This window comes from Mesorhizobium sp. M0058 (assembly GCF_040323095.1).
Taxonomy (GTDB): Bacteria; Pseudomonadota; Alphaproteobacteria; order Rhizobiales; family Rhizobiaceae; genus Mesorhizobium.
This window is the reverse complement of the sequence record NZ_JAMYUQ010000001.1, coordinates 477,634-495,602: the sequence shown is the minus strand read 5'-3', so window position 1 is coordinate 495,602 and position 17,969 is coordinate 477,634. Positions and strand designations below refer to the sequence as shown.

At 61.1% G+C, this 17,969-nt stretch carries 16 protein-coding genes; 2 read left to right on the top strand and 14 right to left on the bottom strand.

Annotated elements, in window-relative coordinates:
- Positions 1–86: 86 nt before the first annotated feature.
- The 9 genes from NKJ75_RS02420 to NKJ75_RS02380 form a co-directional block, all read right to left on the bottom strand.
- Positions 87–1,232, bottom strand: coding sequence for a MupA/Atu3671 family FMN-dependent luciferase-like monooxygenase (locus tag NKJ75_RS02420; protein ID WP_352499118.1), 1,146 nt, complete (start codon positions 1,230–1,232; stop codon positions 87–89).
- The gene (locus tag NKJ75_RS02415) at positions 1,229–2,842 is read right to left on the bottom strand and encodes an AMP-binding protein (RefSeq protein WP_352499117.1); all 1,614 of its coding nucleotides are present in this window, start codon (positions 2,840–2,842) and stop codon (positions 1,229–1,231) included. Before NKJ75_RS02415 ends, NKJ75_RS02420 begins: the two co-directional genes overlap by 4 nt.
- On the bottom strand, positions 2,835–4,217 hold the full coding sequence (locus tag NKJ75_RS02410) for a cytochrome P450 (protein WP_352499116.1): 1,383 nt from the start codon (positions 4,215–4,217) through the stop codon (positions 2,835–2,837). Before NKJ75_RS02410 ends, NKJ75_RS02415 begins: the two co-directional genes overlap by 8 nt.
- On the bottom strand, positions 4,214–4,981 hold the full coding sequence (locus tag NKJ75_RS02405) for a 3-oxoacyl-[acyl-carrier-protein] synthase III C-terminal domain-containing protein (RefSeq protein ID WP_352499165.1): 768 nt from the start codon (positions 4,979–4,981) through the stop codon (positions 4,214–4,216). The genes NKJ75_RS02410 and NKJ75_RS02405 overlap by 4 nt, the downstream gene beginning before the upstream one ends.
- A 531-nt stretch (positions 4,982–5,512) precedes the next feature.
- The gene (locus tag NKJ75_RS02400) at positions 5,513–6,715 is read right to left on the bottom strand and encodes an ABC transporter permease (protein WP_352499115.1); all 1,203 of its coding nucleotides are present in this window, start codon (positions 6,713–6,715) and stop codon (positions 5,513–5,515) included.
- Positions 6,716–6,720: 5 nt separating this feature from the next.
- The gene (locus NKJ75_RS02395) at positions 6,721–7,863 is read right to left on the bottom strand and encodes an ABC transporter permease (protein WP_352499114.1); all 1,143 of its coding nucleotides are present in this window, start codon (positions 7,861–7,863) and stop codon (positions 6,721–6,723) included.
- On the bottom strand, positions 7,863–8,558 hold the full coding sequence (locus NKJ75_RS02390) for an ABC transporter ATP-binding protein (RefSeq protein ID WP_352499113.1): 696 nt from the start codon (positions 8,556–8,558) through the stop codon (positions 7,863–7,865). The genes NKJ75_RS02395 and NKJ75_RS02390 overlap by 1 nt, the downstream gene beginning before the upstream one ends.
- A complete protein-coding gene (locus NKJ75_RS02385) occupies positions 8,555–9,697 on the bottom strand; it encodes an efflux RND transporter periplasmic adaptor subunit (RefSeq protein WP_352499112.1) in 1,143 nt (380 codons plus the stop codon). Before NKJ75_RS02385 ends, NKJ75_RS02390 begins: the two co-directional genes overlap by 4 nt.
- 100 nt (positions 9,698–9,797) lie before the next feature.
- Positions 9,798–10,814: a helix-turn-helix domain-containing protein gene (locus tag NKJ75_RS02380; RefSeq protein ID WP_352499111.1), complete on the bottom strand. Its 1,017-nt coding sequence runs from the start codon at positions 10,812–10,814 to the stop codon at positions 9,798–9,800.
- 268 nt (positions 10,815–11,082) lie between these two features.
- Here NKJ75_RS02380 and NKJ75_RS02375 point away from each other — a divergent pair, with 268 nt between their 5' ends.
- Positions 11,083–11,637, top strand: coding sequence for a transposase (locus NKJ75_RS02375; RefSeq protein ID WP_352499110.1), 555 nt, complete (start codon positions 11,083–11,085; stop codon positions 11,635–11,637).
- Positions 11,638–11,798: 161 nt separating this feature from the next.
- A complete protein-coding gene (locus NKJ75_RS02370; protein WP_352499109.1) occupies positions 11,799–12,488 on the top strand; it encodes a hypothetical protein in 690 nt (229 codons plus the stop codon).
- Positions 12,489–13,302: 814 nt separating this feature from the next.
- Here NKJ75_RS02370 and NKJ75_RS02365 read toward each other — a convergent pair.
- From NKJ75_RS02365 to NKJ75_RS02345, 5 genes are read right to left on the bottom strand one after another with little or no spacing between them, the layout of a single operon-like run.
- A complete protein-coding gene (locus NKJ75_RS02365; protein WP_023711048.1) occupies positions 13,303–13,731 on the bottom strand; it encodes an acyl-CoA thioesterase in 429 nt (142 codons plus the stop codon).
- Entirely contained in the window at positions 13,728–14,663 is a 936-nt protein-coding gene (gene kce, locus NKJ75_RS02360; RefSeq protein WP_352499108.1) for a 3,5-dioxohexanoate:acetyl-CoA acetone transferase, read from the bottom strand. Before kce ends, NKJ75_RS02365 begins: the two co-directional genes overlap by 4 nt.
- A 31-nt stretch (positions 14,664–14,694) precedes the next feature.
- The gene (locus tag NKJ75_RS02355; RefSeq protein ID WP_352499107.1) at positions 14,695–15,801 is read right to left on the bottom strand and encodes an ABC transporter ATP-binding protein; all 1,107 of its coding nucleotides are present in this window, start codon (positions 15,799–15,801) and stop codon (positions 14,695–14,697) included.
- Positions 15,801–16,538, bottom strand: a complete 738-nt coding sequence (locus tag NKJ75_RS02350) for a GntR family transcriptional regulator (RefSeq protein WP_352499106.1) — start codon at positions 16,536–16,538, stop codon at positions 15,801–15,803. The genes NKJ75_RS02355 and NKJ75_RS02350 overlap by 1 nt, the downstream gene beginning before the upstream one ends.
- Positions 16,538–17,872, bottom strand: coding sequence for an aspartate aminotransferase family protein (locus NKJ75_RS02345; protein WP_352499105.1), 1,335 nt, complete (start codon positions 17,870–17,872; stop codon positions 16,538–16,540). The genes NKJ75_RS02350 and NKJ75_RS02345 overlap by 1 nt, the downstream gene beginning before the upstream one ends.
- Positions 17,873–17,969: the final 97 nt, after the last annotated feature.

Genomic DNA, 17,969 nt, shown 5'->3' with positions numbered 1-17,969 from the left:
CCGAACTGATTGCGCCGCCCATCGAAACCAGCCACAACGTCGTGGCCGTCGACGGGCTCGAACATCATATCTGCGAGATATCCGGGCTAGCGATGAAAGTGGCCCTTGACCTCCGTCAGCAGTTCAAGGCTGCGCATCACCTTGGCGTGCTCAATCCCGAAATCCACGAGGCAGGCGATCTCGTCGACGCCTGCTTTCGCCAGCCGGTCGGCCACCTCGATCCCCTCGGACGGTGTGCCGAAGAGGCCGCTTTCGCCCATGTAGCGCTCGCATGCATTGGCTAGCATAGCCTCGCGCAGACGCGCAGCGTTTTTCGACGACGGTCTGGCGACGACCGCGCGTCGAGTCGAGGCCTGGGTGAGGTCGAGCGAACTGCCGAGATACGACTGGAGCGGCCCTTGAATATCCGAGAGCCCGCGAGCGCGGTTCTCATGGATATAGGTGTGCATCATGAGAGTGACCTGGCCGGGACCGGCATGGCCATGCTCCTGCCGAGCCTTGCGATACCGCGCGATCTTCGCCGGAAGGTCGTCCATCTCCTGGCCGCGCAGGTGGGTTAGGACGTTGGCACCGAGGCTGCCGGCGGCCTCGAATCCTTCCACGCGGCCCGACGTCGTCAGCCAGACGGGCAGCTCCGCCTGGAAGGGCCTCGGGAAGGATTTGACCGCCCGCGGCCCGTCGTTATGAGCGAATGAGCTTTCCTCGCCGCGCCACAGGCGGCGTACCGTGTCTATGGCCTGGTTGGTGGTCTCGCGGCGCATCTCGAAGGGGGTGGGCGCGAGGATGAAGTCGTTGAGGTTCCAGCCTGAGGCGAAGGACAACCCGATACGGCCACCGGAGAGATTGTCGACGACCGACCATTCCTCGGCGATCCGCACAGGGTGGTGCAGCGGCGCCACGACGCTGCCGGCCCGCAATCCGATGCGGCTGGTGATTGTCGCCAGCGACGCAGCGAGCACGGCCGGATTCGGGAAATGCCCGCCGAAGGTGTGGAAATGGCGCTCGGGCAGCCAGACCGCCTCGTAACCGTTACGGTCGCCATATTCGCTCGCCTCCCGCAGCAGGCGGTAGGCAGCTGGGCCGCGTGCCTGCTGGTCATCGTTGGCAAAGAAAGAGAGGCTGAAGCCAATCGGCCTGGTCGACGGCGCGCGGGCCGTCACAGAAAGGCCGGCGACGTCCGGAGGTGTGACGGAACTGTCGAATCCGGCCGGGGCGGTTACATGCTCTGTCACTGTGGTACTCCTTTTTGCTTGAGGTCGCTCCCGTTGTGCCGCTGGTGAAAGGGAGTGCTCGCGTCAGGCCCATCCTGGTGGGACAAGCCAGCGCCGGCAGCGCTTTGCGACGCCTCCGCACCGGCGATTGCGCGCAACGCTGCCGTATCGATCTTGCCATTGATGGTGAGTTGGAACGTCGACACCAGATGGATGTCGCGAGGGACCATTACGGCGGGTAGCGCCTGGCGCATGTCCAGGACGATCGTGTCGCGTGGAATATCCCGATCGGCCGCCAGCTGCAGGAACAGCACGATGTTGATGACGCGGCCGTCTTTGAAGATCGGCACGCAGCTCGCCTGCACCACATAGGGAAGCGCGCAGGCGACCCCCTCGATTTCGTCGAGCTCGATCCTGTTGCCGTTCCACTTCACCTGCCGGTCGATCCGACCGAGTAACACAAGATCCCCAAACTGATCCACATAGCCGAGATCGCCCGTGCGATAACTCGGTTCGCCCCGCCAGGTGGCGAACGCGACATTGCGCGGATGGTCCGGTGGCAGGTAGCCTACCGCCACCTGCGGTCCGCTCAGCACCACCTCACCCAGCTCGCCTGCTGCTGCCAGGCTGCCTTCGGGCTTGACGATGCGCATCGTGGTCGTGGCGAGCGCTGGACCGAGTGGGAGCAGATCGCCGATCTCGAGATCGGCCGGCTTCAACGCCTTCGCATGGGTGACGCAGGTCACCTCCGTTGGGCCGTAGGCATGGAGGACCACTGCTTCAGGGAAACACCGCCACAGGTCGCGGATCAGGTTCTTCTGCACGACCTCACCGCCGACAAAGAAGCATTTCAACTCCGGAAAGGTCTTCCCGCAGAAGCCCTTGTCCGTGCGCATAATCTGCAGCAGCGAGGGCGTCGAGAACCACGATGCCGGTGTCGTCACGCCGTTTTCGGACATGAGGCGCATGTTGTTGCGAGCGATCACATTGTTGCGGTGATCCAGCAGGATGACCGGAGTCCCCGTAGCGAGCGCCGGCCAGAGGTCGAGCATACCCATATCGAAAGCGAGGCTTGCGTGGTTCACATGGGCGCCCCGTCCTGCATGCGCATGACGCAAAGGGCCGTACCAGTCGTCGAAAGCGGCGAAGTTGTCACGCGTCACGGCCACGCCCTTCGGCACGCCGGTACTGCCGGACGTGAAGACGAGATAGAACAGGGTTGAACCGGGGACGGGACCTGACGGAACGGCCTCCACGGGCAAGGCCTCCATATCACGGGCGTCAAGAAGGGTGACGGTCGAAAGCGCGATACCCGACGACGCCACAAGGGCATGCGTCACGCCGGCAATGGCCGCGATCCGCTCGATCCGCTGAACCGGGTTCATCCGATCGACGAAGATGAACGGGCGTCCGGCAAATGCACAGGCGAGCATCGCCGCGATGCAATCATGGTCCTTGTGTCCGACGACCAGCAGGGGCCCGGGGGGCAGATCCTGCAGATGCGCCGCGATACCGGCGCACCGTCGGCCCAGTTCGCCGAACCGCATGACCCCGGTCTCGCCGACCAAGGCCGGTGTCTGCGGAGACCGCACCATGTGGTTACGAATACGCGACAGAATGAGATCAACCATCACTCTTCTCCGTTTCAAGGGGCGCGTGCGGGGCCGCATCTCCATTCGGTCGGCGCTGCCAATGGACGTCGACGTCACCGCGAGGCTGCAAGGTAGCGCGATAGACCGGGCGCAGATCGCCGGGACGACAGTCCGGCGCAAGCGAAAGACACGCGTTCCTGCAAATTGTCGTTACGGTCGCGGCAATCTGGTCGATGACGAATTGCGTCCGCTTTCGCGCGAGCGGACCGAGACCAAACGGCATATAGATGTCTGGAAGGCGGGCCTTTTCTGCGCCGGACAGAAAGCGCTGCGGCAAGAAGCGGGTTGGCTCCGGCCAGAGGCGGGCGTCGCGGTGAATGAGCCATGGCGCATAGAGAATGGCTTCGCCGCGCAACCCTTCGTCATCGACATTCGAGGCGGGGCCTGTCGGGTGAATGAAGGGCAACTCGGGATAGAGCCGCAACGCTTCCATAGTGACGGCACGGGCAAGCGGACCAGCCCGGACTGCGTCATCGGTCCGCCCTTCCATTGCGATTGCCTCGACCAAAGCACCGCCGCGCGCAAGTTCCACCAGGGTCCAAAGCAGGTTGAGACCATCAATCTGAATCGCCTCGAAGAGCAGCCCGAAGATAACGGGGCGCAGCTCATCGATCATGTTTTTCGTGCTGCAAGAGCTGGGCAGAAGCGCGCGAAGTGCGCAGACGGCGTTGTCATCTCCCGAACTACCTCTCATCAGCCCGGCGGCCAGGACATCATCGACGAAGGCGCGCGCCTGTTTGAACGCTTCCTCCGCTTCGGCTCCATCCACCTGCGGCCCGACGCCATTCAGCGCAGTAAAGAAGGCCTCGATTCGCAGAAACCCTTCGATCAGATCTGGGTCGGCAAGCCCGTGGCCGAGGAGTGCCGGGCAGCATGCACGCACGGACCAGAGCCTGCAAAGGACGCGGAGCCGATCCGAACCCTGCGGTCGCAGCGCATCGTGTAGCAGCGCCGTCGTCGCCCTGGCCCGCGCCCGTTCGAGCCAAAGCGGGAGGTGCTCGTCGATGGACAATCTGCCCCGACGCCAGGCCTCGGCAAGATCCGAATCGCCGAGCAGACGACGCACCGCAGCCGCGTTGCTGGTGACGTCGCCGCGCTCGCCCGGGATGTCGGCAACGTGGCGCGCATAATGATCAGCGCCGTCTGCGCCGGACAGAAGAAGAGCATTATGTCCGCCGGCCAGTCGCAGCAACACAGCGTCCCCGCCCTGGCGGGCGGCCATCTCGGTGAGGGCAAGCAGGCCGAACCGTTGATAGGTGTCGCTTGAAGTATCGAAGACCGGGATGGACCGGGTGAGCGGCTCTGCCCGTTTCCCCGTCGCTGCCTCGACGACTGATGTTTCGAGGCCGGTCATGACGGCGCTTTGCGTTCAAGCAGACAGGATGCGAAGGTGATACCCGTCCCGGCAGCGACCAGAATCGCCTGTTCCGGAAGCGCTGTTCCTTCCGGAGCTGTGAGGCGATCGAGGTTGAGGAAAAGATCCGAGCAATAGGCGTGACCGTGGTTGGCCACATCGCCGTAATGCGTGCGATCCTCCCATCCGAGCTGGCGTATGACCGCTCGCATAACGGGCAGGTTCAGATTGTGCGGCATGAGCACGGCATCGCCGCGTAGCATGGGGCGGTACCGCGCGAGGCTGTCATCGATGAAGGTGCGAAGCGCGTCCGCATAGATTTCCTGAAGCCTTCTGCGCTCCGCCGGCTTGATCTGGTCCGGGTTCTCATAGAACCCGCCCAGATGCTGCACGTGGGTTGCAAGCACTCGCCATCCATCCCCGCCGATGTTGAGGACACTTGCGGCGGGGATCTCAGACAAAAGGCCGACCGAAAGGGCGCTGACACTGGGGTGGAAAGCCTTTTCGCCGGTGATCAAGATGACCGGCGCGCGGGTGCTGCTATGCTCGAGAAAATGCATCGCGACGATCGCCGAGGCGCAATTGGTCATCGCCCAGGAAAAGGTTTCCCATCGGGCCAGTCCGTACTTCTCGGCCAGCGAAGGCAACCAGCCGTCATCGCTGAAGGTGTTATGCGTCTGGGTCTTGCAATAGATCAGTTGCCCTTCACATTCGGATGCGTTCGGCACCGTCTCAAGCGCACGCGCCAACACGTCGCCGAGCATATGGAACAAGTCAGCCTCGCAAAGTGTTACTGCAGATATGCCATAGAAACGTCTATATACGGCAATACCACCTGGGGTTATGCCATAACTCTCGTCAAGACACTCCAGTGAAACGGCCTGGCTCCTCTGAGAACCTGAAAAGATATTGTTCAAGATCAAGAAAATGCCCAATCCAGCTATTTGGAGATTGTGCTTTCTATTTTGGCCATAATTCATTATCGGGCAGAAGCGATCGACTTGCGTCCTGGAACGCGTTTGAGGACCATCAAAATCGCAAAAGAGGACGTCGCCGAAGACAACATCGCGCCAGCGGGATCAACAGGACAAAGCTCCGGCCTGCGCGGCCCGGATTTCAGGTGTTGGCAGCGACTTGGCTGGCTGCCGAAAATCCGATTCGGGAGCGCGGATTTCTACCGCGGGTGCTTTACAGATAACGGCAGCCATCGCCCGCCAGCCCCAGACGAGGCGAAGCGATGGCAGAGAACACTGGCAGTGGGCATAACACGACCAGCGCCTGGGCATTTTCGCACTTTATCCGCGCGCCCGCAGAGCAACCGTCAGAGGCAGCCGGGTGGCCGCGATTGCCGGCAGAGCGCCGCCGATGACGCCGATGGCGAGGCCAAGCAGGCCGGCGGTAAGCATCACACCTGCGTCAACCGACAGCCGGAAGCCCATGCTGGCTTCGTTGGCACCGACAGTGCTGGCTTGCCAGCCGTTGAAGACAAGCCAAGAGGCGAAGATGCCCAGGATCGCGCCGGTGGCGGCAATCGCCACCGCTTCGAACCAAGTCGCGAGGAAGGCCGAGAGCCGGCCGAAGCCAAGCGCACGAACGGTGGCGATCTCGACGGTTCGATCCGAGACCGAACTCATCATCGTGTTGAGGGCGCCGGCGGTTGCGCCGATGGCCATAAGCAGTGCAAGCGGCCAGCCGAACAGGCGGATGAGGTTTGATGTGCGGCCCGATTGCGCGGCATAAAGATCAGCTTCGGAGACGGCGACAAGCGGCGTGGAGGTTACAGTCGCCAACCTGGCCTTCAGCGCCGCAATCGATGAAGGGGCGGTGAGGCGCAAACGCAGACTCTGTACCTGTCCCTGCCGGTTGAAGGCGGCGCGAACCGCGTCCAGGTCGCCCCATATTTCGGATTCGAAGGCGCTGCCATTGGCCGCGAAATGGCCGACCACTGTCCAGTCCACCGTCCCCAACCGAATCGTCTCGCCAATGCCGAAGCCCGGAAAATCGCCGGCGATGCGCGCACCGACCACGATCTCGCGGGTGCCAGGTGTGAACAGTCGACCGGCCGAAAGCGCGATGCCGTCGCGGACCGAAGGACCGCCAACGTCCATTCCGCGCAGCGCAAGCGTCGTCGACGATACACCCTGCGTTCCGACGACCTCCACCGGAAGCACCAGTTCACGGGACGCGAGTAGGTTGCCAGCTTCGTCGCGAGCAACGCCGATGTCTCCAGTCATGGATTGAATGCTGCGGATCGCATCTGCGGGGATGTCGGAGCCGGTTTCCTGGTTTGTGCCGCCGCCGAGGACAACCGCGACAAGGGGCGAACCTGCGCCGGACAGCGCCTTTTCAAACCCTTCGGCCATAGCAAGGAAGCCGGCAAGGACAGCGACAACGAGGGCTACGGAAAGCGCCATCGACAGTGAGATCGCGAGGCGACGCGGCAGGCTGGAGAAATTCGCCCTCGTCATCACGAGCGTCTGTTTGATCTGGGTGGACACGGCGGCTACCTCGCTCTGAAGGCTTTGATAATGGGGGTTCGCATGGCGTTGATTGCCGGCAGCAGGCCGGTCGCGAGGCCAACCGCGAAGACAATCACTGTTGCCTTGGCCAGCACCGACGGGGAGAATGCGAGGCCGAGAACCGGCCCGACAAGCACGGTTGCGAGCTTCGCCAGGGCAAGACCTACACTTGCGCCTATTATGACGATTAACAGCGTCTCGCTGAGGACCAGGGCTATGATCCTGCCGCGGGAGACGCCCAGCGTTTTCAGAACGCCGATTTCAAAGGTTCGTTCGCGCACGGCGAAGACCATGGTGTTGATGACAATCATCAGCAGGGTGATGAAAGCCGCACCCGTGACCAGATTAACGATCAGCTTGATGTCGGCATATTGGCGCAGGAAGGCTTCGAGGAACTGCTTTTCGGACTGCGTTCGCGTCGGCGCGGCGGAATTGGCAAACAGCGAATCGATGCGTGCGGCGAGTGCACTTGCCTTCACCCCGTCACGCGGGCGAACGACGAAGACGTCCACCGTATCCTTGCCCTTCGCCCGGGCCGCATTCACATAGTCGTAGCGCCCGATGGCGAAATAGGTGTCGGTGCTGTCGTTTTCGCCTTCGAAGATACCGGCGATCTCGAAGCTCCAGTCACGATCGCCGTTCTGGCGGATCATCTGGAAGGCGGTGACGGTGATGCGCTGGCCTACCGACCAGCCTTGAGCCTCGGCCAGCGCGCGACCAACCAGCACCCGGTCGCGACCTTGGTCGAGCGCCCGGACCAACGCCGGCGTCAGGCCGAGTTCCTTGCCATTGACGGTCATGAGAGCCTGCGGCTCGACGGCGCTGACAGCAATGACATTCTTCTCGTTGACCACGTATCCGCGCAATCGCGACATGTATGCGACAGCACTGACATCGGGCTCGGCAGCGATGCGGGCGAGATGCGCCATGGGTAATGGCTGGGCGCGTCCCGCAACGCTCATGACGCCCAGCAAGTCCTCACTCGCGGCGGATGTGCCTTGCGAACCGGCAAGGAAGCTCGCGGTCAGGCCGTAGATAAGGAAGGCAACCGCGACGCAGACCAGCAGCAAAACAGTGCGCAACGGCTTTCGCCAGGCGTTCTTGCGGGTAAGGCTCAAGAATGTCATCAGGCGGCCCTCTTCTCTTCGATGAACATACCTTTGTCGAGATGAAGCGTTCTCCTGGCGGAACGCGCAGCCTGCGGATCATGGGTGACCATGACAATGGTCTTTTCCAGAGTGCGGTTGAGCAAAGACAGCATCTCCAGCACTTCGTCGGCGGACTTTCTGTCGAGGTCGCCGGTAGGCTCGTCGCACAGAAGCAACCCGGGATCGGAGACAATGGCGCGGGCGATGCCCACACGCTGCTGCTGGCCGCCCGACATCATGGATGGATACTGCTTCTCGCGGCCGGAAAGCCCGACGAGATCGAGCACCTTGCCGACGCGCGAACGGCGTTCCCGCGCCGATAGCGGCTTCAGCAGCAGAGGAAGCTCGACATTCTCCGCCGCATTCAGCATCGGCAGAAGATTATAGAACTGGAAGACAATGCCCATGTTGTGCGCTCGCCAGGTCGAGCGCGCCGATTCGCCCATCCGGTCGAGCCTGTGGTTGCCGATGCTCAGGCTGCCGGCATCCGGCACGTCTATCCCGGCCAACATATTGAGCAATGTCGATTTGCCCGATCCGGACGGACCCATGATCGCGACGAAATCGCCGCGCGGTATGGCAAGGTCGAGGGCCGTGAAAATCGGAATCGCCTCGCCGCCCATGCGATATCCTTTCCGCACGCCGGCGAGCGTGATGTAGGGGTCGTGTGTCATTGGCTGTTTGCTCCGGTCTTGCTGACGGTATCGGTGAGTTGGATGCGAATGCGCGCGGCCATGTTCGGCCGCATGCCGGCCGGTGGGTCGGTCAGCGAGAGGCGCAAGGTGACCGTCCCCTTTTCCATGGAGGCGACGGGTGCGACCCGCAGGACTTCGACTGAAAAGGGGGAATCGGGAAATCCGTCGAGAACGGCCTCCCCCCGCAACCCCGGCCGGAGGTCGGCCATGCTGGATTCCGCCACATCGGCATCGATCACCATCTTGGTCCTATCGGTGATCGTCAGCAGGCTCAGGCTCTCGCGTACGCTGTCGACGCGAGCGAGCATGGTGTCGCCGACATGGGCGTCGACCCGCGTCACGGTTCCGGCAAAGGGCGCGCGCACCGTCAGCTCGCGAACGGGTTCCTCGGCGATGCGGATGGCAAGCTCCGCGGCCGCCAATTCTTGCCGCGCCTGAGCCACCGTGTTCTCGGCGCGTTCGAGGGTCCAGCGCGCCTCGTCCAACTGCTGCCTGCTTGCCGCGTCACGGGCGGCCAGAGATTCGGTACGACCAAGAGAAGCCCGCGCTTGGTCAAGATCGATGTTTCGGGCGGCAAGCGAGAGATCCGCCGCGACCTTCGCTGCTTCGGCCTGTTCGAGCGCGAACTGGGCTCCTGCATCGTCAAGCGTCACCAGAACCTGGCCGGCCTCCACAAGGTCTCCCACTTGGACGGCAACGCTGGTGATCCTGCCTTCGTACTTGGAAAAGACAGTCGTGGTGCGGGGCGCAATTACATAACCCGAGCCGTTGATCTCGCGAGCGATGGGGGCTTGTGTGCCGATAGGCTCTGTCACCTGCGCGCCGTTTAGGGCGCCCGGCTGTTCCACGGGTGCCGAAACGCCGTTTTCGACTGCATCATCCGTTAGGCCAGTTGTCGTCAGGACCTTGGCCTCGATAGTGCGGTACAGCTCTGGCTGGTGGTAAACGACAGCAATGGCTGTCACGGCCAGCACCGAAAAACCCATGGGAAGGATCAGCCGCCGGAGACCTTTCCTTCGCGGCTCGACTGTGTCCGCAACAGGCCCGGGAGGCAGAGGCGCGAGCGCGGCGGCCAGTTTGGCGGCCAGTTTGCGGTCGTGTTCCGTGATCATGTTCATGCCGGCAGTATGACCGGCGATGTGAGAAAAGAGACCTGAAACGCGTTCTGGACCGTCCTAGACCGCGATCTAGTCCGACGTTCTCATGAAAACAAGAGATTCAATCAGGCTCGGCCTTCGTCCGCCTCCATTCTTGCGGCGTGCTTTCGGTGACGCGGCGGAATTCGCGATTAAAATTGGACTTGGTCAGGAAGCCTACGTCAAACATGATCTCGGTTACGGGCTTCTTCGTATCCCTGAGCAAGCTGCACGCTTCCGCGATCCGGTAATCGTTGACGTATTGCGAGACGTTCTTACCTGTTGCGCGGTTGATCGCCGTGGAAATTTGCCGGGCTGGAATTCCCGCCTTGCGGGCCAGCCGGTCGAGGTTGAGATCGACATCGCGATAGACGCGCTTGGTCTCCATGAGAACCTGAATTGCGGCGATGGTTGCCGTGTCCTCCGCAATATCCAGAATCGGAGTGGGCCCGATCGTCTGAGCGGGCATGCCGCGGCGGCTTGCCGCCGCGACGGCAATTGACAGCACGACCAGCAGCGCAAGATTTCCGATGGTGACCAGCAGCGGGGTATGCTCGCCCCGCGTCCACTCAAAGTCGAAAAAGACGACAATATCCATTGCCGCCGACACAAGTAGAACAGACGCGGCTAAGAGGATCGCACGATAGGCTGGTCCAGCATTCTCGAAAGGTGCGAGGCGAAGCGCATCGGCGCCCGACCGCGTTAGCAGCAATATCGCTATCGCGTAACCGACGAAAATTGACGCAACCGCGATGTCGATGGCATCCGGCCATACCACAATAAGTATCACGATGCCGACAGCCGGAATGACATGCAGACCAATGCGCAGGAAAGTTGCAAGGGCACTCTTCCGGACCAACCGGGACACCCCGGCATGGATAAGCGGCGGTATAGTGGCTGCGACAACGGGAAGGATGGGGCTGACGCCGTTTACCGAGTAGCCCCAACGCAACCCCAACAGTGTCGATTGAACCACGGACACCAGAATCAAGGCGAGAAACGGCACGTTTGGCGGCGCATCGTCGTCGCGCCGGACTACGATGACAAACAGAATCAGAAGCAGGATGGCGACGACGAAGGGAAGCGGGATGAATAGCATGAAGTCTGCACAACTCGGACTGCAAGGTATAGTCAGTCGGCGCTATCATTGTCCACAGAACAGCTTTCCGCAACCCCTGCGATGGCACGATCGAGGGAGTCACAACCCAGCCGAGTTTCTCATACGCTGTTCAAATTCAATGCGGCTCGGCGTTACTGTATCTCGAAGACTCGATATCAGATCAGGAATTGGAGCGAGTATGATCGCGACCTGGTCCAGCGCGGCGATGTCAGCCTAATGCGCCTCGATCTGGTCGTGCCAGATCATAATGACGCTCGCTCGAGGTACGGTGCAGGTCTGCGCCTATCGCTGGCCACCCAAGGGTCTGATCGCCTCGGTCGTCGACAGCACCGGCTTGAAGTTCTTCGGCGCAGGCGAATGGGCATGCAGAAAGCAGACGCGCCGATCCTGGCGCAAGCTACACATTTCTGTGAACCCTGCAGACAATATAATCATAGCCTTCGAATTGACCGACGACGACACGTCCGACGCAGACATGACTGGAAGACTCGGTGCTCAACAGAACGAAGTCGCCATCCACATCAAGGCCGCAAACCGCAACGTGGTCCTCGCCAAGGCCATTGACAGAGCCCCTCCATTGAGGCCGCGAAGATCAGCACCTTTCGCACGCATCCGGTGCACGGCTGCCCTTGTGTCCAGACCGCCCGAAAAAGCTTTGCCGACGCGTTCGCCGAACTGGAATTTCCCGCATCTTCGGCGAGAACAGTGTGGATATGAACCTCAATCCCGCGCTTGCGCATGCGGGCAAGGACAGGTTTGCCACGGGACGCCCGTTCGCGCTGCCTCCAAAGCGTTGGGTTGAGACCTGTCACCGGAAAGCAGAATGTCCTTTATCGCGATCGCGGTCGACCAGATCATGATCAAGGTCGCGGCAATCCATTGTTCTGATCATCGTTCCAAGACTGGTCGCCTTCGGCCTTCGGCCTTCGCCTTCGGCCAAGGAATCAGGATCGGAGGCTTGAAATGAAAAACAGACTGTTTGCCCTTATGATTTTAATCGGGTTATCACCGTCAACCTATGCTGACGTACCAGAGAAGAATCTGGACGTTTCCGGCGTGACTGCCGTTGCGATCTCTGGGAATGCGAGTTCCGTCCACCTCACCACATTGGCGGGGGCAGCTTACCGGGCCTCAATCAACAGTCAGAGATCGGGATGGTCTAGCTGGTTTTTCAGCGGTTGTCGAAAAGGCGGCGAAATGCGAGTTGAGAACGGCACTCTATTCATTGACGTCCCGCCGTCTTCCTGGACGAACCTGTCTGACTGCACGGTTGAGATCAATGCCAATATACCAAGCGGTAATTCGATCTTGATCGATCAAATCGCACTTATGGCTAAGCTAGACGGGGATTTTTCCTCCATCACAATCGCCAGCAAGGCTGGGGATGTTACCCTAGAAGGTCACGCGTCAAGCGTCTCCGTAAAGGGGGAAGCCATCAAAGCCCGCCTCGTATTCGATAGGGTGGAGAAAACCGAAAATATCGACTTCGACGCAAGGGCCTTGGATGTCTATCTGGGAATCGGACAAGATGTTCTGATCAGTTATTCGGTTGCGGCCAAAGCATCCTTCACTGACAGTTCGCTTGCGAATACCCCTAACTCAAAACCGGCAATAAACATCAAGGGGGATTATGTTCGGGTGACAATCCGATGATTGATGTGCTCCGTTGCATAACTAGAAATTTCTAATGTCTGTCGAATTAAACTCGTTGATGTTGTGTCCGCCAGGCTGGCGGCTCTCAGATACCACGTACTCGACGTGACCGACTGAAGGATAGACCCGGCTCGGAGGTAGTCGGTGAGGCGCGGATCGTTGCGGAGAGTCTTCGTGTTGCGCTATCCCGACTCGCTGTCACGAAGCACGCCGACGATAGCAAGAGAACGCCCTCTCAATGGTGGGTCTCGCGATGTCTACCGAATCGACCCCCCATAGGTGCTTGAACAAGGTTGCATCACAGCGGATCCAGGCACCCCAACCCCCTTGGGCCGGTTTTACGCCAGGGCCCCGCGGCGCGGCCACCTCGGGGCCCACTGGTTCGGTTCCAAAATGGAGGCATCGCGCGTTCGTTATGAGCGCGAGTTGATCCGGACAAACCGCAAGTCGTCGTCACACCGATGACCCTGGCAAACCGCCTACCAGTCGGCTCTGAAGACGTGTCGCCCAAACCGGCGGCACAACTACAAGCGCTTTGTTGCCGCGCCGCTTGGCGGTGGCGTAGGTGTCCACAACCTGATTTGGATGTCTGCTTGTTGACGCAGCTTAGGGCGCGACGAAAGACCGACATGAGGCGCACAGCCGCCGTCAAAGCGTAGAACACCCGATTGTGGCGGCCGCCCAATGCGGTGTCTGTGCAATAGCGGCTATATTTTGCCCTTCCTATGGCGAGTAGAAGCCTTCCGCGACCTAGAGCATCTCGCTCAAGTCACGCCAATGCCGCTAACGATGCCCTCACCAGACATTCTCGCCGTCACCCACGCGTATCGACTTCACCCCTCGGGAGTTTCGCGCACGCCTGTCGGGCTTCGCCTTCGATCTCGATCTTGCTCCGCGCTTGAAGATCGAAGCGCACCGTCACGGTGCGCATGCGTGCATGCAGCACATCGTCCAGCGTGCCGCGCATTTCATGCAGATAGGTCAGCGACGACTTCCCAAGCTTTTCTATAACGGTGCGAACGGTGATCAGAGTTCCCACCTCGGTTTCGTGCACGTAGTCGATCTCCATCCTCACATCCGCCCAGCCGAGCGTCGGCGTCAAACGGGGATCGGCGATCCTGCCAAGCAGCTGGAAACTGGCGTCGTCGAACATAGCGACGTAGTGACGGACGTTGAGATGGCCCATCGCGTCACACATCCAAGGATGGACGACGCCGACATAGGTTTCAATCGGGGGCGTCAAAACCCGACCTCGTTTCCGCCCTTGAGATCCAGCAACTGGCGGGCTTCGTCGGGGGTTGCGATTTCAAGCGACAGTTCGCCAAGGATGCGCTTGATCTTGGCGACCTGCTCGGCATTGCTCTTGGCAAGCGCGCCCTTGCCGATATAGAGACTGTCTTCCAGCCCGACACGCACATTGCCACCCATGATCGCACCCATCGTGCAGAGGTTCATCTGGTGCTTGCCGGCGGCAAGGATCGACCAGAGATAGTCGTCTCCGAACAGCCTGTCCGCCGTCCTGCGCATGTGCATCATGTCTTCGGCGTCGGCGCCGATTCCGCCCAGAAGTCCGAAGATCGTCTGGACGAAAAGCGGCGGCTTCAGCAGCTTGCGGTCGAGAAAGTGCGCCAGCGTGTAGAGGTGACTGACATCATAGCACTCGAACTCGAACTTGGTGCCATAGGCTTGGCCGACCTCGACAATGATGCGCTCGATCTGCTCGAACGTGTTGGAGACGATGCCCTTCTTGGTATCTTCCAGGTAGCCCTTCTCCCAGTCGTGCTTCCAGTCGGTGTATTTCGGCGCGATGTGGTGCAAGGCGAAATTCATCGACCCCATGTTGAGCGAGCAGAGTTCGGGCTTGGCGGCATGAGCGGCTTCGAGACGTTCGTCGAGCGTCATCTTGAGGCCGCCGCCGGTAGAAATGTTCATCACCGCGTTGGTTTGCTGCTTGATGCGCGGCAGGAAGTCCATGAAGAGCTTGGGATCGGGGGTCGGTTTGCCCGTCTCGGGGTCGCGGGCATGCAGATGGATCACCGACGCGCCGGCTTCGGCTGCGCCGACGGCGGCATCGACGATCTCTGACGGCGTTATGGGCAGATACGGGCTCATCGTCGGCGTGTGGATCGAGCCGGTGACCGCACAGGTGATGACGACTTTCGGCGATTTCTTCATGGTTGGAGTCTCCCTTGTCTGCCTTTTGTTGTTATCTATCGAGCGCGAGGCAATCCTCACGACCACAGCCCAGCCGGATCGCCGTACCCGGATCGAGCTTTGGCTGAGACGACGAAGTAGCAAGCTTGACGATGAATTTCTGGCCGCTCGCGGTCGCGGCGACGAGCCGGACATGATCGCCGACGTAGATTGATTGAACGACCGTCGCCGGAATCTCGTTGAGCGCCGTGACGCCGCCCTGCAGAACTGACAGGCGCTCGGGCCTTATCGACAGCGTCACCCTGACACCCGCAGAAAGCGCAGCACCGCAGGACATGGCGTTCAACACAACGTCGCCGTCGTCGAGACGGACGGATACGCCGCCATCCTCGCTCCCGGCCAGCACGGCGCCGAACATGCGGTTGTTCTCACCGATGAAGCTTGCGACAAAGCTCGCCGCGGGACGCTCGTACAGTTCGCGCGGCGTCGACAGTTGCTCGATGCGGCCGGCGCTGAACACCGCGATACGGTCCGACATGGTTAGCGCTTCGGTCTGGTCGTGCGTGACGTAGACGAAGGTCACGCCCAGCCGGGCGTGAATATCCTTGATCTCGAACTGCATCTGCTCGCGCAGCTGCTTGTCGAGGGCGCCAAGCGGTTCGTCCATCAAGACAAGATTTGGTTCGAAAATCAGGGCGCGGGCAACCGCCACACGTTGTTGCTGCCCGCCCGAAAGCTGCGCTGGCCGCCGATTGCCGAATTCGGGCAACTGGACCATGTCGAGAACGTTCCCGACACGTCGCCTGACCTCCTCGCGGCCAAGTTTGCGGACCTCGAGCGGGAAAGCCAGATTTTCGGCGACCGTCATGTGCGGGAAAAGTGCGTAGTTCTGGAACACCATGCCGATGCCGCGACGATTGGCGGGAACGTTGTCGATGCGCTGACCGTCAATGAGAATTTCGCCCTCGGTCGTATCTTCGAATCCTGCCAGCATCATCAACGCCGTCGTCTTGCCGGACCCGGAAGGGCCTAGCAGCGTCAGGAATTCGCCGCGCACGATTTCCAGGTCGAGCTGGCGCACCGCCTGGACCGCATGCCCGTAGCGCTTGCTGACGCCGCGAAACTCGACGTGAACCCGCCCACGCGGAGATCCGCCCATCACCGCGCCTGCGCCTTCGGATCACGGCGCACCGAAGTCGGGCGCTTTCGAGCAGGCTGCGCCTCAGCCGCCGCCGCGGCGCGAAGAATGATGTCGGCGGCCTCGCGCAGATCGGCCACCAGGGCCTTGCGCGCAGCCGCGCCATCGGCGCGACGCAGCGCCGCGAGCATTTCGTCGTGATGGTCCAGGCCCAGGCCGTAGGTCACGTCCGAGCGGACGATGTTCAAGAACGGTCCTGCCTGCAGCCACAATTTCTCGATGATCTGCTGGATGAGAGGTGACCGCGCGGCATGGTACATCGTGAAATGGAAGCGCCTGTTCAGGCCGAGATAGTTAGCCATGACGTTGCTCTCGACGCACTCGCGCATCAGGCTGTTCAGCTTCGCCAATTCATCGAGTTCTTCGGGCGTGATGGTCGTCGCAGCCCATTCGGCCGCCGTCCCTTCGACGCTGCAGCGCACACGCACGAGATCCGAAATACGCGCCACCGTGGCCTCGGGGACGATGACGCCCCGGTTTGGGTGGTCGAACATCGCCTCGTCGCTGACGAGTTGCCGCAAGGCCTCGCGCACCGGCATGGCGCTGGTCCGGTACTGTTCGGCAAGCTGTCGCACGACCAGTCTTTGGCCGGGCAGGAAGTCACCGTTCATCAGTGCTTCCTTCAAGTCCGTATGGACACGAACATGAGCTGTCTTTTGCGCGGCCGAGCCGGCGGTGGCATCCTTGCGATCGAGCATCAGTTTGTCCGGCGGGGCAGTATTTTGAGGTTGCTCGACAGGAAATCGTCGAATGCGGCGGCGAAGCCGTCGAGTTCGGCGTCGCCAAATGGCAGTGACAACGCCAGCATGCCGCGCGGCGTCACATAATACCCTCGCAACAGCATCTCGATATGCCACAGCGCAATCACCGATGGATCGGCATCGTCGAGCCGCGCCGGCGTGTCCACCGGCCCCCTGACGAAATGCAGGTTCATCAACGACCCGCGCCCTATGACGATACCCTCCACGCCATGCCGCTCAAGTGAGACGTTCATCGCTTCACGCAAGCGATCTCCGCGCGCATTGATGGCGCGGCTCGCCTCTTGCGTCAGCACCTGCGTCAGACCGGTGAAACCAGCAGCCATGCTGAGAATATTGTTGTTGAACGTCCCGCCATGCGAGAACGCACCAGGCAAGGCCGGATCGAAGCGGTCGACGAGGTCCGCGCGTCCACCGAATGCGCCAAAACTCGCACCGCCGCCGATGTACTTTCCGAGCGTCACGAAATCGGGAAAAATTCCGTGCGCGCCATGGAGCGCTCGATAGTCGAGGCGCGAGGTCATGACCTCGTCGAAGATCAGCAGCGCGCCGGTCTCCTTCGTCGCTGTGCGCAGCGCCTGCAGGAACTCGCGGGTCGCCGGGATGCAGCCGCCGCCGCCCATCATCGGTTCGACGATGACGGCGGCAAGCTCGTCGCCCTGTTCCTTGATGAGCGCCACGGCGCCTGCACTATCGTTGTAGTCGGCGAAGACAAAGGGGAAAGGCAAATTGAGCGGTGAGCCGCCATGCGCAAAAGTCAGTACGCCGCCGTGATAGCCTTCCCGGAAGGCGAGTATCTTCGAACGCTTCGTGATGGCGCGAGCGGCGGAAATCGCCATGATGTTCGCCTCGGTGCCCGAGTTGCAGAAGCGCACGCGCTCGATGGCTGGAAAACGCTCGACCACCGCCGCTGCCAGGCGCGCCTCGTAGCGGTTGGGTGCACCCAGCATGATGCCGCCCTGTATGACGTCCACAAGGGCCGCCGAAATCGCCTTGTCGGAGTGGCCGTAGAAGCCGGCGCTGTATTCCGAGACCAGATCGACATAGGTATGGCCGTCGAGATCGGTGACCCTGCAGCCCTCGCCGGAGACGAACGAAACAGGGAATGGCGGGTACCATAGAACGGCCCTCGTATTGCCGCCCGGCAACGATGCCGCGGCCTCGTTCTGACGCGCCAGGCTGTTCGGGTTGGCGTCAGCGAAACGCTGTCGCGCCTCGTCCAGAACAGCAGCGAGACTGACATTGGCGCGCACGTCTCTAGTGCCTTGCAGCATTCGATCAAATCCCCTTGTCTTTTTAACTTTTTTGCACCCTATCGCAAATTCCTGTTGCTTATCAATCCATTTTGCGTTTGAAATTTGATCAAATCCA

What these genes read in the sequence shown, in the direction of transcription:
- NKJ75_RS02415 (WP_352499117.1), bottom strand. Translation starts at nt 2,842, where the DNA reads ATGGTTGATCTCATTCTGTCGCGTATTCGTAACCACATGGTGCGGTCT.
- NKJ75_RS02410 (WP_352499116.1), bottom strand. Translation starts at nt 4,217, where the DNA reads ATGACCGGCCTCGAAACATCAGTCGTCGAGGCAGCGACGGGGAAACGG.
- NKJ75_RS02405 (WP_352499165.1), bottom strand. Translation starts at nt 4,981, where the DNA reads ATGCTCGGCGACGTGTTGGCGCGTGCGCTTGAGACGGTGCCGAACGCA.
- NKJ75_RS02395 (WP_352499114.1), bottom strand. Translation starts at nt 7,863, where the DNA reads ATGACATTCTTGAGCCTTACCCGCAAGAACGCCTGGCGAAAGCCGTTG.
- NKJ75_RS02390 (WP_352499113.1), bottom strand. Translation starts at nt 8,558, where the DNA reads ATGACACACGACCCCTACATCACGCTCGCCGGCGTGCGGAAAGGATAT.
- NKJ75_RS02385 (WP_352499112.1), bottom strand. Translation starts at nt 9,697, where the DNA reads ATGAACATGATCACGGAACACGACCGCAAACTGGCCGCCAAACTGGCC.
- NKJ75_RS02380 (WP_352499111.1), bottom strand. Translation starts at nt 10,814, where the DNA reads ATGCTATTCATCCCGCTTCCCTTCGTCGTCGCCATCCTGCTTCTGATT.
- NKJ75_RS02375 (WP_352499110.1), top strand. Translation starts at nt 11,083, where the DNA reads ATGACGCTCGCTCGAGGTACGGTGCAGGTCTGCGCCTATCGCTGGCCA.
- NKJ75_RS02370 (WP_352499109.1), top strand. Translation starts at nt 11,799, where the DNA reads ATGAAAAACAGACTGTTTGCCCTTATGATTTTAATCGGGTTATCACCG.
- kce (WP_352499108.1), bottom strand. Translation starts at nt 14,663, where the DNA reads ATGAAGAAATCGCCGAAAGTCGTCATCACCTGTGCGGTCACCGGCTCG.
- NKJ75_RS02355 (WP_352499107.1), bottom strand. Translation starts at nt 15,801, where the DNA reads ATGGGCGGATCTCCGCGTGGGCGGGTTCACGTCGAGTTTCGCGGCGTC.
- NKJ75_RS02350 (WP_352499106.1), bottom strand. Translation starts at nt 16,538, where the DNA reads ATGCTCGATCGCAAGGATGCCACCGCCGGCTCGGCCGCGCAAAAGACA.
- NKJ75_RS02345 (WP_352499105.1), bottom strand. Translation starts at nt 17,872, where the DNA reads ATGCTGCAAGGCACTAGAGACGTGCGCGCCAATGTCAGTCTCGCTGCT.